Annotated in this window: 10 protein-coding genes; 6 read left to right on the forward strand and 4 right to left on the reverse strand. The window is 45.2% G+C overall.

Annotated features, from left to right (window positions below):
* Positions 1-50: 50 nt before the first annotated feature.
* Entirely contained in the window at positions 51-1,091 is a 1,041-nt protein-coding gene (locus tag ACOMHB_RS06625; RefSeq protein ID WP_448215982.1) for a hypothetical protein, read from the reverse strand.
* A gap of 391 nt (positions 1,092-1,482) precedes the next feature.
* On the opposite strand from ACOMHB_RS06625, the gene ACOMHB_RS06630 reads away from it, so the two are divergent.
* The 3 genes from ACOMHB_RS06630 (at position 1,483) to ACOMHB_RS06640 (ending at position 5,800) form a co-directional block, all read left to right on the forward strand.
* A complete protein-coding gene (locus ACOMHB_RS06630) occupies positions 1,483-1,668 on the forward strand; it encodes a hypothetical protein (protein WP_448215983.1) in 186 nt (61 codons plus the stop codon).
* A gap of 224 nt (positions 1,669-1,892) precedes the next feature.
* Positions 1,893-3,689, forward strand: coding sequence for an F-box/WD repeat-containing protein (locus ACOMHB_RS06635; RefSeq protein ID WP_448215984.1), 1,797 nt, complete (start codon positions 1,893-1,895; stop codon positions 3,687-3,689).
* A 302-nt stretch (positions 3,690-3,991) separates the two neighbouring features.
* Positions 3,992-5,800, forward strand: a complete 1,809-nt coding sequence (locus ACOMHB_RS06640; protein WP_448215985.1) for an F-box/WD repeat-containing protein — start codon at positions 3,992-3,994, stop codon at positions 5,798-5,800.
* A gap of 192 nt (positions 5,801-5,992) precedes the next feature.
* On the opposite strand, the gene ACOMHB_RS06645 is transcribed toward ACOMHB_RS06640, so the two are convergent.
* The 3 genes from ACOMHB_RS06645 to ACOMHB_RS06655 form a co-directional block, all read right to left on the reverse strand.
* Positions 5,993-6,244 (reverse strand): hypothetical protein, encoded by a 252-nt coding sequence (locus ACOMHB_RS06645; RefSeq protein WP_448215986.1) that lies wholly within the window; start codon positions 6,242-6,244, stop codon positions 5,993-5,995.
* 103 nt (positions 6,245-6,347) lie between these two features.
* A complete protein-coding gene (locus ACOMHB_RS06650; RefSeq protein WP_448215987.1) occupies positions 6,348-7,502 on the reverse strand; it encodes a hypothetical protein in 1,155 nt (384 codons plus the stop codon).
* Positions 7,503-8,004: 502 nt separating this feature from the next.
* Positions 8,005-9,171 carry a hypothetical protein gene (locus ACOMHB_RS06655; protein WP_448215988.1) on the reverse strand — a complete coding sequence of 389 codons (1,167 nt, stop codon included), beginning with the start codon at positions 9,169-9,171 and terminating at the stop codon, positions 8,005-8,007.
* Positions 9,172-10,165: 994 nt separating this feature from the next.
* Here ACOMHB_RS06655 and ACOMHB_RS06660 point away from each other — a divergent pair.
* From ACOMHB_RS06660 to ACOMHB_RS06670, 3 genes are all read left to right on the forward strand, one after another.
* The gene (locus ACOMHB_RS06660) at positions 10,166-12,103 is read left to right on the forward strand and encodes a WD40 repeat domain-containing protein (protein ID WP_448215989.1); all 1,938 of its coding nucleotides are present in this window, start codon (positions 10,166-10,168) and stop codon (positions 12,101-12,103) included.
* A gap of 77 nt (positions 12,104-12,180) precedes the next feature.
* The gene (locus ACOMHB_RS06665; RefSeq protein WP_448215990.1) at positions 12,181-13,842 is read left to right on the forward strand and encodes a WD40 repeat domain-containing protein; all 1,662 of its coding nucleotides are present in this window, start codon (positions 12,181-12,183) and stop codon (positions 13,840-13,842) included.
* Positions 13,843-14,173: 331 nt separating this feature from the next.
* The gene (locus tag ACOMHB_RS06670; protein WP_448215991.1) at positions 14,174-16,099 is read left to right on the forward strand and encodes a WD40 repeat domain-containing protein; all 1,926 of its coding nucleotides are present in this window, start codon (positions 14,174-14,176) and stop codon (positions 16,097-16,099) included.
* Positions 16,100-16,134 lie beyond the last annotated feature (35 nt).

Raw genomic sequence — 16,134 nt, forward strand, 5'->3', positions numbered from 1 at the left:
AAAATTTGAGGACATCTTCAAAAATCACAACCTGACCGCACATGAACCTTTTATTGTGGTAGACGAATAAATGTTTCGATTATTTTCAGGCTATTTACGTTATGTAAGTCATCATCCAGAGGTGCTTTAATAAGTTCTTTTGCTCTGTTTATTTGCTCATTCAGTGTACTTTCCAGCTGCTCTTTTGGATTTCTTTCATCAAGATAATGTATTCCAGCTCTTGTACACTCAAGCTTTTGGGCATTAGATATATCCATTTCATTTCTAAGAAGCAGGGGGGCTTTGGCTGCAGGCAATAAAATATTAAAGGTGTTGTCATTTTCTTTCCCTACAGTGATGGAGTGCCAGTTAAAACCAGGCTTTTTATTGATATGGTTCAGTCTGGCGTCAGATTTTTCTAGCATCTGTTCCTCTTTCAAGTATTGCCCCCTGTAATAGGCGTCGAGATACAGCTGACCATTCGCTGACACGTCTCTGAATGTATAGGAATCCACAGGGTAATCCAAATAATGCTCATTGGAATGGAAATAGGGCGAATGAATCAAACGTCTATTTATCTGGTCTATTTCTTCTAATGGCTTCAGTAGTCTTACATCGAGGTCTAATGCACAAGAATGCCTGAAATCATAAAAAATAGATGCTTTAATAATGTCGCTGACGTATGCTGGGTTTTCAACTTGATCATTGAAAGTTCTTACAAAACTAAAAAAGAATTCGTCGTGTTCAACATTCTCAGGATAAAAAGCTGCCTGTATTTTATCTGATTCCGTCTGCAGATTGTAGATTAGACTGTGACCATCATCGTACAGTTCTGCAATAGCCTCTATCTGATGTTCAGGTATATCATGTGCATTCAGGAAGAGTACTCGAAGGGTATCTTCTGGGTTGAGTCGTTTATCCTCCATGATATTGACAAAGGTCAGGGGGCTAACAACTTTTGAGCCAATAATTACGCGCACCAGCAAAAACTTCTCTGTGCGATTTTTGAGTCTATCGTAAGAAAAAGGCGTGTAGTTGATATCACCAAAGCTTTTTGATGTAAATAAAGCGAAGAGAAAAATGATGGTTGCCAGTGTTTTGGTTTTCATCATTTGTGAACTACTCGTCCCTAAGAGGGTGTCGCAAAACTCTCTCCTCATTCTCGTCATTCCCGCGAAGGCAGGAATGTCGGGAGTCAACTCGTTCCCACGCTAGAGAGAGTTTTGCGACACCCTCTATCAGGCGAGGCTTCTGACTTCAAAGGCTACAGCCAGTCCATAGCGACCGGACTTATGCATAGGCCTCCATCAGCAGTAACTGGGTGCCCCTCGGTTATTTGTTGGTCTTTTGTTTGGTTTGCCGCTGCCTTAACGGGTCACTCAGGTATGAGCTCATCTGGTTCTTCAAGGGCGGTTGGGCAGTTAGCTCTGCCTTAATTTTTCGTCCATTGCTTGGTTTTCGTCACCGGGTGCCCTTGCTGGGGCAGACCTGGAATGAATATAAATGGCTATGTACAAATACTCAAGCGGAAAGCTCTGCGTTCCCGTCTTATATCCACGCCCGATTGGGAGAGAGATCAGGTCAGCCACCTTCAGCGCCGATGGCCATGTGTTGACCATCCATGGCGGTAACAGGGCGATGATCACCGAACTATGGATGATTGACCGATCGTTTACTGTCACTCATTAGCCCAAACCCTCATATTCTTCTGCAACATCTGACCAATAAGCCAGATATATTCGATTCCATATGGCTGAATACTTATTGGTCATTTTTCCCGGATCAAAACCCTGCTTTTTTGTTAGTCAGGCTTACATCAATGTCTTGAACTCTCGAAATAAAACCGACTCTAAATTGCACAATCAATTTTAAATACCAACCCAATTCAAATAATAACTATGGGGAAACAAGTCATGAATTTTATAAAAAGCCTTTCCTGTTTTGGTGGCTCACTTTCATCAACAGCGGATCAATCTCGATCAGAAAGAAGAAGTGGTACCGCTATGAATAGGAACGTCACTATACATAACAGGAAAAAGCCTTCACCATTGCTCAGATTGCCCGAGGAACTTCAATCCAAAATTTTTACTTATTTGCAGGCTCATGATATTGCCAAATTGGCGCAGGTAAATTCACACATTAACATCACTATCAAAAAGGGTGATTTAATAGCAAAGGCATGGTATCGCCAGTTTGCTTTATCACACCAGACGCTACTAAAGACACCCCTCACTTCAAAAGACAAAAATCAACTCGAGGGTTGGTTGAGGCGCTTTACAAAGGATGAGGCATTAATCAAATCAATCATGGATCGCCAAGAGAGCATTTATTTTCCTGTTTTGTTCCTTTCCACCATCACTAAACTGATGTCTGAATGTAAAAGATTTAAATTAGAGACAAAAGCGACATTCTCCGTTAATGGTTATTTGGACTTCTCTAAATTCAGCCCCGATGGCCACCATGTGATAATCCCTACTGACAATAAAACAGTGAAAATCTATGGCAAGAAGGACGATGGATCATGGGAAGAAAAAATCACTATCTCTCATGATGACTGGGTCAAGTCAGTCACTTTCAGCGCCAATAGCCGCCATGTGGTGACCGCAAGTAGCGATAAAACCGCAAAAATTTATGACCTGAGGACCGATGGATCATGGTTAGAAAAAGCCATTTTTTCCCATGATGACTCCGTCATATCAGCCGTCTTCAGCGCCAATGATCGCTATTTAGTGACCACCAGTTATGATGGCAAGGCGAAAATTTATGGCCAGATGGACGATGGTTCATGGGTAGAAAAAGCCACCATTTCCCATGACGACCGTGTCGACTCAGCCAAATTCAGCGCCGATGGCCTCCATGTGGTGACCGCCAGTAAAGATCGCAGGGCGAAAATCTACGGCAAGCAGGACGATGGGGCATGGATAGAAAAAGCTATTATTTTCCACGATAAACCTGTCAAGTCAGCCAAATTCGGTGCCGATAGCCGCCATTTGCTGACTGTCAGTAACGATCACATGTTAAAAATCCATGGCCTGAAGGCCGATGGATCATGGGAACAAACAAACATCATTCCTCATTTTCATAATCTCAACTCAGCCAAATTCAGCAACGATAGTCGCCATTTGGTGACCTGCAGTGACGATCGCACGGCGAAAATCTATGGTAAGAAGGACGATGGATCATGGTGGATAAAAACCATCATTTCCCATGAGCATATTGTCGACTTAGCCTCCTTCAGCCCCGATAGCAGCCATGTGCTGACCTGCAGTGACGATGGCAAGGCGAAAATCTATGGCCAGAAGGACGATGGGTCATGGGAAGTAGAAGCTGTCATTTCCGAAATGGAATGGCCCCTGACAGCCAAATTCGGCCAGGATGGCCGCCATGTGTTCATCCGCAGCGGAGATTATACGTTGAAAATATATGGTCAGAAGACTAATGGAGGCTGGGAAGAAAAAACCAGTTTTTCCCATAAGCGTCAAATTAATCAAGTAGGCGTTAGCCGCGATAGCCGCCATTTGGTTACCGCCGGTAGCGATGGAATGATGAAAATTTATGGCCAGGGGAGCCATGGAACATGGAAAGAAAAAGCCACCATTACCCACCACCGTCAGGAGATCAGATTCGCCAACTTCAGCGCCGATGGCCATGTATTGACCGTCCATGATGATAACACGGCAAAAATCACTGAACTGAAGATGAGTGAATGATTGCTGTCACTCATTAGCCCAGATCCACATTTTTCTTCTGCAACGCCTGCCCGGCACGGTAGAGCGCACCAGAACACTGGCCAGGACTTCGACAAAACGTCTTGCCAGACGCCACTGAAATGTGCTGAAAGACAGAAACCCATTTTTTACTTAGTGCTCATTTTTCCCGGATCAAAACCCTGCTTTTTTGTCAGTCAGGCTTACATCAATGTCTTGAACTCTCGTAATAAAACCGACTCTAAATTGCACAGTCAATTTTAAATACCAACCCAATTTAAATAATAACTATGGGGAAGCAAGCCATGAATTTCATAAAAAGCCTTTCCTGTTTTGGTGGCTCACTTTCATCAACAGCGGATCAGTCTCGATCAGAAAGAAGAAGTGGTACCGCTATGAATAGGAACGTCACTATACATAACAGGAAAAAGCCTTCACCATTGCTCAGATTGCCCGAGGAACTTCAATCCAAAATCTGTACTTATTTGCAGGCTCATGATATTGCCAAATTGGCGCAGGTAAATTCACACATTAACATCACTATCAAAAATGCTGATTTAATAGCAAAGGCATGGTATCGCCAGTTTGCTTTATCACACCAGACGCTACTAAAGACACCCCTCACTTCAAAAGACAAAAATCAACTCGAGGGTTGGTTGAGGCGCTTTACAAAGGATGAGGCATTAATCAAATCAATCATGGATCGCCAAGAGAGCAAGTATTTTCCTGTTTTGTTCGTTTCCACTGTCACTAAACTGATGTCTGAATGTGAAACATTTAAATTAGAGACAAAAGCCACATTCCCCGCTTTTGGTAAATCGGACTTGTTTAAGTTCAGCCCCGATGGCCACCATGTCATAATCCCTATTGACAAAGGAAAAGTGAAAATCTACGGCAAGAAGGACGGTGGATCATGGGAAGAAAAAATCACTATCTCTCATGATGACTGGGTCAGGTCGGTCACTTTCAGCGCCAATAGCCGCCATGTGGTGACCACAAGTGACGATAAAACCGCAAAAATTTATGACCTGAGTACCGATGGATCATGGGTAGAAAAAGCCACTATTTCCCATGATAAATCTGTCTTTAAAGCCAGCTTCAGCCCCGGTGACCGCTATGTCGTGACTGCCAGTATAGATGAGAAGGCGAAAATTTATGGCAAGCAGGACGATGGTTCATGGGTAGAAAAAGCCATCATTTCCCATGACGACTTTGAAAACTCAGCCGAATTCAGCGCCGATGGCCTCTATGTGGTGGCCATTGAACATCGCAGAGCAATAATCTATGGCAAGCAGGACGATGGGTCATGGGTAAAAAAAGCTATTATTTCCCATTACAAACGTCTCAGGTCAGCCAAATTCAGCGCCGATAGCCGCCATCTGATGACCGTCAGTCAAGATCACATGGTAAAAATCAATGGCCTCAAGGCCGATGGATCATGGCAACAAACAAACGTTATTCCCCATTTTCATAAGCTCAACTCAGCCAAATTCAGCAACGATAGCCGCCATTTGGTGACCTGCAGTAACGATGGCACCGCGACAATCTACGGCAAGCAGGACGATGGATCATGGCGGATAGAAATCATCATTTCCCATGAGGATAGAGTCTTCTCAGCCACCTTCAGTCCCGATAGCCGTCGCGTGTTGACCTGCGGTGACGATGACAAGGTGAAAATCTTTAGCCAAGAGGTCAATGGATCATGGAAAGTAGAAGCTGTCATTTCCCGAATAGAAAGGTTCTTCTTTGCCAAATTCAGCCATGACAGCCGCCATGTGTTCATCCATAGCGGAGATTACACGGTGAAAATATGTGGCCAGAAGGCTAATGGAAGCTGGGAAGAAAAAGCCAGTTTTTCCCACAGGCTACAAATTAATTCAATAGAATTTAGCCCCGATAACCGCCATTTGGTTACCTCCAGTACCGATGGCACGGCAAAAATTTATGGCCAGACAAGCCATGGAACATGGAAAGAGAAAGCCACCATCATTTCCGAGCAATTTCACGAGATCAAACTCGCCATCTTCAGCGCCGATGGCCATGTATTGACCGTCCATGAAGATAACACGGCAAAAATAACTGAACTTCGGATGAATCAGTTAATGACTGACTGATTGTTTGTTGTCACTCATTAGCCCAGATCCACATTTTTCTTCTGCAATTCCTGCCCGGCAGCTTATACCAATCGTGTTTTCCCGTGTTGAGCGTGGAGATTTGAGCCTTATGACAAGGCGACAATCGCCAACCCAAAGCTGACGGGCGCACAGTATGTGCGTCCCTGTTGAGCGTGTTGTTAGGTGGCGTGGTTATTGGCGCGAGAGTAAGACTTGGAGCATTTCTTTGATAGCGGCAATATCAGAACCTTGCTGGTCAAAACGCTTATCTTGCTGGTCAAAACGCTTATCTTGCTGGTCAAAACGCTTATCTTGCTGGTCAAATCTCTGGTGCATCTCACCACGGGTTTGACCAAGGCCGTCAATTACGTCAGCCAGGGTGTTACGGATATTATTAATCTCTGTCGTCTGAGGTTTGGGTTTGGGTTTGGGTTTCACACTCATGGGTTACTCCTTGATAAAATGTCGAAGAAGATCAGCATAGCAGAGACTGGCACAAAGACACCTAAGACAGGATTAAGGCTCAGATCTTCAGCGCACCAGGGAGTTAGAAAGTTCGATTAGTATTAAGCCCCTTTGAGTTATCAGAAGCCGAGACAGCTCCGGGCTCTGAGTCGACTTTGACTCCCTCTGAGACTTCTCCTGCATTTACATCCGGGCAAAGAAAAGCTTTATAGGTGGCCCTCACCATATGTTTGAACAAATCATTGTCAGGCAAATTAACTGGATAAAGCCTACCTCTCTCATTATTCAGGTAGCAGTTGATCACAGAAATAACGTGACGTTCCTGATCACTGGCATAAGCCATCACTTCGTCATCTTGATTCAGAAGAAAAACAAAGATCATATTGTCTTCTTTGATAAGAACAGCAAGGAAACAGCCTCCCTTAGGATTAGGAAGCGTCAGAACGTATTCATTCTTTTCCAAAGTCCGGATACTATACCTTGGCCAAGTGTACGCTCTCATCCAGCCAAAAAAGATCAAACCTAACACGACATTCTGTCGAATGGCAGACTGTGCCTGAGTCAATAGCTGCCGAAATTTATCTATCCTGCTATCATCTGGATCGTCGGGGACGAACGTGTCCATGTTGCTTTCAAAATAACAGTCATTGAAGGATGTAGTTGTTGTGACTGGTTGCTCGCCGGCAGGTTCATCAACCACTGAAGTCTGCTGCTGGACAAGGCTAAAATCGTCCTGCTGATTAACCCGTTCACAATCAGACTGATTTCCCCCATCTGAAGCAGGAGCAATAACCACTTCATTAAAAAAGCCACTCGTGGAAGACTCTAACAAAGCCATTTTGCTTGTTGAAGGTCCATCAAAAGCAACAGCCTTTGTCCCGGGACCCAGCTTCAGACTGGAAGCTGGTGGTAGCTCTTCACACTGGCAAGTATTCTCAGTGGATAAATACACCACTTTGGGCTTGGGGTCCTTACCTCTGGAACTTGGGGTATTAGCCGCCAGCCCTCTTTTTCTTATTCTTGCCTGGGCGATCTCCCTTTTTTCCCTGAACTGCCTGTGACATCGATAACATCGACAATCACAGTCATCAAGATGACGGTTACACTGCTTACACCTTTGACGACCCGATTCATCCGTTACTATTTTATCTTTCCCGTCGCCGTTACATCCATGACTGTAGAAGACTCCAGGCAACAAAAATACAAACAACAGCACACTCAAACCCGCTCTAAGCATAAACCCTCCTGAACCAAACCGTTCAGGCAGACTAGTTAATTAATTCAGATTCGTCATCTTGAATTCCATTGCTTTTAGCCTTTCTGTAGCCGGAACTGTTCAATAAAGAACCCTGACCCGATTCCCCTCTGAATCACGCTCTGTAATATCTCTGTTGGTCGCTTTCCAGCGTCCTCCCTCATAAGGGAATTTTGTTCCTTTCCACCATCACCAAACTGATGTCTGAATGTAAAACGTTTGAATCAGAGGCAAAAGTCACCCTCCCCCTTAATGCTGGGTTAGACTTCTGAGCCTTAAGACAGGGCGACAATCGCCAACGCAGGATTAAGTACCTAACCAGTTGGTTTCGCATATTCTGGACGGCGGCTTTTTCCATCCTTCTGCGTTCCAACTCTGGTTGCGTAGCTATGGCTACGCGCCCGTCGTTGCGCCTTGAAGGATGAAAAAATCCACTCACCAGAATATGCGAAACCAACTGGCCAGGTACTTAAGGCTCAAATTTTCAGCGCACCAGGGAGTTAGAAATTTCGATTGATATTAGCCCCGTTGAGTTATCAGAAGCCAAAACAACTCCAGACTCTGAGTCGCCTTTGACTCCCTCTGAGACTTCTCCTGCTTTTTCATCAATGTAACGAAAAGCTTTAAAGGTGGCCCTCACCATATGTTTGAACAAATCATTGTCAGGCAAATCAACTGGATAAAGCTTACCTCTCTCCTTATTCAGATAGCAGTTGATCGCAAAAATAACGTGGCTTTCTTCATTACTGGCATAGCCCATCACTTCGTCATCTTGATTCAGAAGAAAAACAAAGATCATATTGTCTTCTTTGATAAGAACAGCAAGGAAAAAGCCTCCCTGAGGATTAGGAAGCGTCAGAACGTATTCATTCTCTTCCAAAGTCCGGATATTGCGCCGGGGCCAAGTGTACTCTCTCATCCAGCCAAAAAGGATCAACCCTAACACGACATTCTGTCGAATGGCAGACTGTACCTGAGTTAATAGCTGCCGAAATTGATGTACCTTGCTATCTGGATCGTCGAAGACGAACGCTTCCATGCTGCTTTCCAAATAACAGTCATTGAAGGATGAAGTTGTTGTGTCTGGTTGCTCGTTGGCAGGTTCATCAACCAATGAAGTCTGCTGCTGGACAAGGCTAAAATCATACTGCTGATTAACCCATTCATAATCAAACTGATTTCTCCCATCTGGAGCAGGCGCAATAAGCACTTCATTGAAAAAGCCACTCGCGGACGACTCTAACAAAGCCATTTTGCTTGTTGAAGGTCCATCAAAAGCAACAGACTTTATCCTGGGACCCAGCTTCAGACTGGAAGCGGGTGGTAGCTCTTCACACTGGCAAGTATTCTCAGTGGATAAATACACCACTTTGGGCTTGGGGTCCTTACCTCTGGAACTTGGGGTATTAGCCGCCTGCCCTCTTTTTCTTATTCTTGCCTGGGCGATTTCCCTTTTTTCCCTGAACTGCCTGTGACATCGATAACATCGACAATCGCAGTCATCAAGATTACGGTCACACTGCTTACACCTTTGACGACCCGATTCATCCGTTACTATTTTATCTTTCCCGTGGCCGTTACATCCATGACTATAGAAGACTCCAGACAACAAAAATACAAACAACAGCACACTCAAACCCGCTCTGAGCATAAACCCTCCTGAACCAGACCGTTCAGGCAGACTAGTTAATTAACTCAGATTCGTCCTCCCTCATAAGGGAATTTTGTTCCTTTCCGCCATCACCAAACTGATGTTTGAATGTAAAACGTTTGAATTAGAGGCAAAAGTCACCCTCCCGCTTGATGCTGGGTTAGACTTCTGTAAATTCAGCCCCGATGACCACCATGTGATGATCCCTGATGACAATATCTGGTTCGTACAAGCCAGATTTACGAGTTTCCAGTTAAACGCTATTTTTTTCGAAACATGAATCAATGAACTCTGAGGTCGTCTAATGAAGAATTATCTCTTTGTAATAATGCTCGGATATGCATGTGTTTTCTCGGACATTGTTCATTCCAATGACCACTCCGATCAGGAGTACTATAGCTATATTTGGGGTTCATATAACGCTGATGCTTTTGTGGCAAATATAATTGCATTGTACGGAACTGGACTTGTAGTTATTGCGATAACCCCAGTCATATGCGTAAGTGCTCTTGCGGGATGTTGTTTTTGCTCTGGTTCACTTCATGTCAGAGCGTTGAAAGGCGCTGCAATACCGGGAGCCCTCGCAGCATTGGTATATTCAGCCTTGGGGGCTGACATGTGGTATAACTGGCGTATGGGTAATGTAGTCGGGGGGTCTGGGCCGTGAAATTCTATGGCAAGAAGGACGGTGGATTATGGTAAGAAAAAGCCACTATTTGCCATGATAAATACACCCTGGTTCCCATGCTTTCAGGCCCTGTGGGTCCCAGCGTGGGAACGAGTTGATACTGTGCAAATCACTCAACTAAAGATGAAAGACAAAAACCCGCTTGCTACTGATTGATCACTTTCCCAGATCAAAGCCCCGTTTTCTTGTTGGTTACGATTAGATCAATCTTTTGAACTTTCACACTAAAACCGAGTCCAAGCTGCAGAATCAATTTTGAATATCCTTGCCTGCCGGGGATAAATAATAGCAGCGGAAAAACAAACTATGGATTGCATAAATAGCAATGCTCGCACTGGTGGTCCACTTTCATCAACAACAGATGAATCTCGAACAGGAACGCCAAGTGGCACCTCTGCGAGTAGAGACGTCATTGAATGTGACAAGAATGAGTTTTCATTATTGCTCGATTTGCCCGAGAATATACAATCCAAAATTTTCACTTATTTGCAGGTTCGTGATATTACCCAGTTAACACGGGCTAATTCAAACATTAACAACAGGCTCAAAAATGATGATGCCATGGCAAGGGCATGGTATCGCCAGTTTGCTTCATCACACCAGGCTCTGCTGGAGACAATTGTCGCGACAAAAGATAAACAGGAACTCCAGAAATGGTTGCTGCGTTTTACAAAGGATGGGGCTTTAGTCAAGTCAATCATGGATCGCCAAACGAGTGTTTATTTTCCTGCTCTGTTCTTTTTCACTCTCAACAAACTGATGTCTGAATGTAAAACATTTAAATTAGAGACAAAAGCCAGCCTTCCCTGTCATGGCAAGACAAACTCCGCTACCTTGAGTGCCGATGGCCGTCATCTGCTGAGCGTCAGGAATGATAAAAAAACGGTGGATATTTATGGCCACAAGAACGATGGATCATGGGAAACAAAAGGCACTATCTCCCATTATATGAGTGTCGTATCGATCACCTTCAGTGCCGATAGCCACTATGCAGTCACCACTGGAATGGATGGCAAGGCGAAAATTTATGGCAAGAAGGACGAACGATCATGGGAAGAAAAAGCCACTGTTTCCCATGATCAGTGGGTCATATCAGCCACCTTCAGCACCGATAGCCGCCATGTGGCGACCTGTAGTAATGACGGCAGGGCGAAAATCTACGGCAGAAAGGACGAACGATCTTGGGAAGAGAAGGCCACTATTTGCCATGATAAATTCGTCAACTCAGCCACCTTCAGCGTCGATGGTCGCTATGTAGTGACCACCAGTGGAGATCACAGGGCGAAAATCTATGGCCAGAGGGACGATGGGTCATGGGTAGAAAAAGCCACTATTTTCCATGACAACCGAGTCTGCTCAGCCACCTTCAGCCCCGATGGTCGTTATCTGGTGACCACCAGTTTTGATGGCAAAGTGAAAATTTGCGATCAGGAGGACGATGGGTCATGGCTGGAAAAAACCATTATTTCCTATGACGACTTTGTTGACTCAGCCCCCTTCAGCTCCACCTTCAGCTCCGATAGTCGCCATCTGGTGACCATCGCAGGTAGCAAGGCAAGTATTTATAGCCTGGAGGCCGATGGATCATGGGAAGAAAAAGTCACTATTTCCTATGATAAGTGGATCAACTCAGCCACCTTCAGCTCCGATAGCCGCCATATGGTAATCGCCAGTGATGATGGCAGAGCAATAATCTATGGCCAGAACCAAGAAGGATCATGGGAAGAAAAAGTCACCATTTCCCATAACCTGAGTGTCTGCTCAGCGACATTCAGCGCCGATGGCCGCCATGTGGTGACCGCCAGTTTAGATCGCAAAGCGAAAATCTATGGCCAGAAGGACGATGGATCATGGGAAGAAAAAGCCATCATTTCCCATGACGGTTTTGTCGACTCAGCCATATTCAGCCCCGATAGCCGCCATGTGATCACCCTCGGTCAGGATAACACGGTGAAAATCTATGGTCGGAAGATCAATGGATACTGGGGAGAAAAAGCGACCATATCCCACCTTAGGAAAGTTAATTCAGCAACCTTTAGCATCGATGGCCACCATGTGATCACCGCCAGTGCCGATGGAACCGCGAGAATTTATGGTCGGCAGAGTGATGGTTCCTGGGAACAAAAAGCCATCATTTCCCATCATAGTGCGATCGTGTCAGCCAGATTCAGCGCCGATGGCCATGTGTTGACCATTCATGGCGATAACACGCTGAAAATCACTGAGCTGCAGATGAATGAATAAATCCGACTCAAAGCTGCAAAATCAATTTTGAATATCCCTGCCAGCCAGGCATAAATAATAACTATGGAAAATGAGTTATGAATTGCATAAAGAGTCATTCCGGTATTGGTGGTCCACTTTCATCAACAACAGATGAATCTCGACCAGGAACGCCAAGTGGTATCTCTGCGGGCAGAGACGTCATTGAATGTGACAAGAATGAGTTTTCATTATTGCTCCATTTGCCCCCGGGAATAGAATCCAGAATTTTTACCTATTTGCGGGCTCATGATATTACCCAGTTAACACGGGTAAATGTACACATTAACAACAGGCTCAAAAATGATGCTGCAATAGCAAGGGCATGGTATCGCCAGTTTGCATCATCACACCAGGCTCTGCTAAAGACAATCGTTACTACAAAAGATAAAGATGAACTCCAGAAATGGTTAAAGCGTTTCACAGAAGATGAGGCATTAATCAAGTCAATCATGGATCGCCAGGCAAGTATTCACTTTCCTGCTTTGTTCTTTTCCACTCTCACCAAACTGATGTCTGAATGTAAAACATTTAAATTAGAGACAAAAGCCAGCCTCCCCTGTAATGGTGGGATCGATTCCTCTACCTTCAGTGCCGATGGCTGCTATCTGGCGAACAACAGGAATTATAAAACGGTGGAAATCTATGGCCGGGAGAGCAATGAATCCTGGGAGGCAAAAGGCACCATCTGCCACTATGATCGTGTCACATCGGTCACCTTCAGTGTTGACGACCGCTTTGTGGTGACCGCCAGCTTCGATGGCAAGGCGAAAATCTACGGCAGGAAGGATGAACAATCATGGGAAGAAAAAGCCACTATTTCCCATGATGAGTGCGTCACATCAGCCACCTTCAGCGCTGATGGTCGCAATGTGGTGACCGCCGGCATCGACAACAAAGTGAAAATCTATGGCATCAAGAATGATGGTTCGTGGGAAGAAAAGGCCATTATTACCCACGAAGACCCTGTTGAATCAGCCAGCTTCAGTGCCGATGGTCGCTATGTGGTGACGACCAGTGACGATCGCAAGGTAAAAATCTACGGCCTGGAGGCCGATGGATCATGGGAAGAAAAAGCCATCATTACCCACAATGGAGAGGTCAACTCAGCCACATTCAGCTCCGATAGCCGCTATTTGGTGACCGCTGGTGATGATGGCAGGGCAGTAATCTATGGCCTGAATAAAGACGGATCATGGACAGAAAAAACCACCATTTCTCATGATGGTTGTATCTACTCAGCCCTCTTCAGCCCCGATAGCCGCCAGGTGGTGACCTGCAGTGAAGATTTCACGGCGAAAATCTATGACTTGAAGGACGATGGGTCATGGGAAGAAAAAGCCATCCTTTCCCATGAGAATACGGTCTACTCAGCCACATTCGGCCCCGATAGCCGCTATGTGGTCACCCACGATGAAGATTGCACGGCGAAAATCTATGGCCAGAAGCTCAATGGATCCTGGGAAGAAAAAACCACCATTTCCCATGATGGGAATATTATGTCAACAACTTTTAGCGTCGATGGCCGCCACGTGATCACCGCCAGTGCAGATGGCACGGCGAAGATTTATGGCCAGACAAGCGATGGGTCATGGCAAGAAAAAGCCATCATTTCCCATAATGCCGGGATCCTGTCAGCCGCCTTCAGCGCCGATGGTCTGGTGTTGACCATCCATGCCGATGGAATGGTGAAAATCACTGAACTAAAGATGAATGAATGAGTCTTTGCTGTCTCTCATTAACCGAGATCCGCATTAAGTACTCAGCCATACGGAATCGAATATTTCTGGCTTATTGGGCAGGTGCTCTGCAAGGTTGAGTACTTATTCTTCTGCAACACCTGCCCGACAGGATAGCCCCCGGTGTCAAGGTAGATGTTGCCTCTTTTGATTCATGACTCTCAATAACTGAGAGCGGACAATGCCTGCCAGCCAACTAACCGAAATTGAACAAATATTGTGAACTTTCACACTGAAACCCACTCTAAGCTGCAGAATCAATTTTAAATATCCTTGCCAACCAGGGATAAATAACAACCATGGAAAACGAACTATGGATTGCTCAAATATCAGCTCCTGCAATATTACCCCACGCTCAACAACACCACGTCAGTCACCACCTGATACACCAAGTGGTACCACTATGGGCAAGAACGTCATTGTACGTCAGAAGAATGAGTTTTCATTATTGCTCGATTTGCCAGAGAATATACAATCCAAAATTTTCACTTATTTGCAGGTTCGTGATATTACCCAGTTAACACGGGCAAATTCAAACATTAACAACAGGCTCAAAAATGATGATGCCATGGCAAGGGCATGGTATCGCCAGTTTGCTTCATCACACCAAACTCTCCTAGAGACAATTGTCGCAACAAAAGATAAAGAGGAACTCCAGAAATGGTTGCTGCGTTTTACAAAGGATGAGGCATTAGTCAAGTCAATCACGGATCGCCAACCAAGTGTTTATTTTCCTGCCCTGTTCTTTTTCACTCTCAACAAACTGATGTCTCAATGTAAAACATTTAAATTAGAGACAAAAGCCAGCCTCCCCTGTGATGGCAGGTCCAACTCCGCTGCCTTCAGTGCCGATGGCCGCCACCTGCTGAGCTTCAGGAATGATAAAACGGTGGATATATATGGCCACAAGAGCGATGGATCATGGGAAGCAAAAGGCTCTATCTCCCATTATGACCGTATCAGATTGGTCACCTTCAGTGACGATAGCTGCTATGTAGTGACCGCTGGAGTGGATGGCAAGGCGAAAATTTATGGCATTAAGGACGAACAATCATGGGAAGAAAAAGCCACTGTTTCCCATGATCAGTGGGTCATATCCGCTACCTTCAGCACCGATAGCCGCCATGTGGCGACCTGTAGTAAAGACGGCAAGGCGAAAATCTATGGCAAGAAAGACGATGGATCATGGGAAGAAAAAGCCATTATTTCCCATGATAAATGGGTCAGCTCAGTCACCTTCAGCGTCGATGGTCGCTATCTGGCGACCACCAGTGGAGATCGCAGGGCGAAAATCTATGGCCAGAGGGACGATGGGTCATGGGCAGAAAAAGCCATCATTCCCCACGATTTTATAGTCCATTCGGCCACCTTCAGCGCCGATGGTTACTCTCTGGTGACCACCACCCTGAAAGGCAAAGCGATAATTTGCGGCAAGAATAACGATGGATCGTGGGTAGAAAAAGCCATTATTTCCCATGACAAGTTTGTGCACTCAGTCTCCTTCAGCACCAATAGCCGCTATCTGGTGACGACCGGTTACGATAGCAAGGTGAAAATCCATGGTCTGGAGGCTGATGGATCATGGGAAGAAAAAGCCATCATTTCCCATGATAAAGAGGTCAAATCAGTTACCTTCAGCTCCGATAGCCGCCATTTGGTGACCGCCAGTAATGATGGCAGAGCGATAATCTATGGCCAGAACGAAGAAAGATCATGGGAAGAAAAAGTCACCATTTTCCATTACCTGGGTGTATGCTCAGCCACATTCAGCGCCGATAACCGCTATGTGGTGACCGCCAGTTTAGATCGCAAAGCGAAAATCTATGGCAAGAAGGACGATGGATCATGGGAAGAAATAGCCATCATTTCCCATAACAGAAGTGTTGACTCAGCCACATTCAGCCCCGATAGCCGCCATGTGATCACCCTCAGTAATGATAACACCGTGAAAATCTATGGCCGGAAGATCAATGGGTGCTGGGGAGAAAAAGCTATCATATCCCACCTTATGAAAATTAAATCAGCAACCTTTAGCATTGATGGCCACCATGTGATCACCGCCAGTGCCGATGGAACCGCGAAAATTTATGGCCGGCAGAGTGATGGATCCTGGGAAGAAAAAGCCATCATTTCCCATCATAGTGCGATCGTGTCAGCCAGATTTAGCACTGATGGCTATCTATTGACCACTCATGGCGATAAAACAGTGAAAATCACTGAACTGCAGATGAATGAATGATTATTTGCTGTCAATCTAGCCGAGATCCACATTAT

The sequence above is a fragment of the Endozoicomonas sp. 2B-B genome (assembly GCF_053470045.1).

Bases quoted from the DNA above. Each gene is read 5' to 3' on its own strand.
- ACOMHB_RS06625 (WP_448215982.1), bottom strand. From the start codon at position 1,091: ATGATGAAAACCAAAACACTGGCAACCATCATTTTTCTCTTCGCTTTA.
- ACOMHB_RS06630 (WP_448215983.1), top strand. From the start codon at position 1,483: ATGGCTATGTACAAATACTCAAGCGGAAAGCTCTGCGTTCCCGTCTTA.
- ACOMHB_RS06635 (WP_448215984.1), top strand. From the start codon at position 1,893: ATGAATTTTATAAAAAGCCTTTCCTGTTTTGGTGGCTCACTTTCATCA.
- ACOMHB_RS06640 (WP_448215985.1), top strand. From the start codon at position 3,992: ATGAATTTCATAAAAAGCCTTTCCTGTTTTGGTGGCTCACTTTCATCA.
- ACOMHB_RS06645 (WP_448215986.1), bottom strand. From the start codon at position 6,244: ATGAGTGTGAAACCCAAACCCAAACCCAAACCTCAGACGACAGAGATT.
- ACOMHB_RS06650 (WP_448215987.1), bottom strand. From the start codon at position 7,502: ATGCTTAGAGCGGGTTTGAGTGTGCTGTTGTTTGTATTTTTGTTGCCT.
- ACOMHB_RS06655 (WP_448215988.1), bottom strand. From the start codon at position 9,171: ATGCTCAGAGCGGGTTTGAGTGTGCTGTTGTTTGTATTTTTGTTGTCT.
- ACOMHB_RS06660 (WP_448215989.1), top strand. From the start codon at position 10,166: ATGGATTGCATAAATAGCAATGCTCGCACTGGTGGTCCACTTTCATCA.
- ACOMHB_RS06665 (WP_448215990.1), top strand. From the start codon at position 12,181: ATGAATTGCATAAAGAGTCATTCCGGTATTGGTGGTCCACTTTCATCA.
- ACOMHB_RS06670 (WP_448215991.1), top strand. From the start codon at position 14,174: ATGGATTGCTCAAATATCAGCTCCTGCAATATTACCCCACGCTCAACA.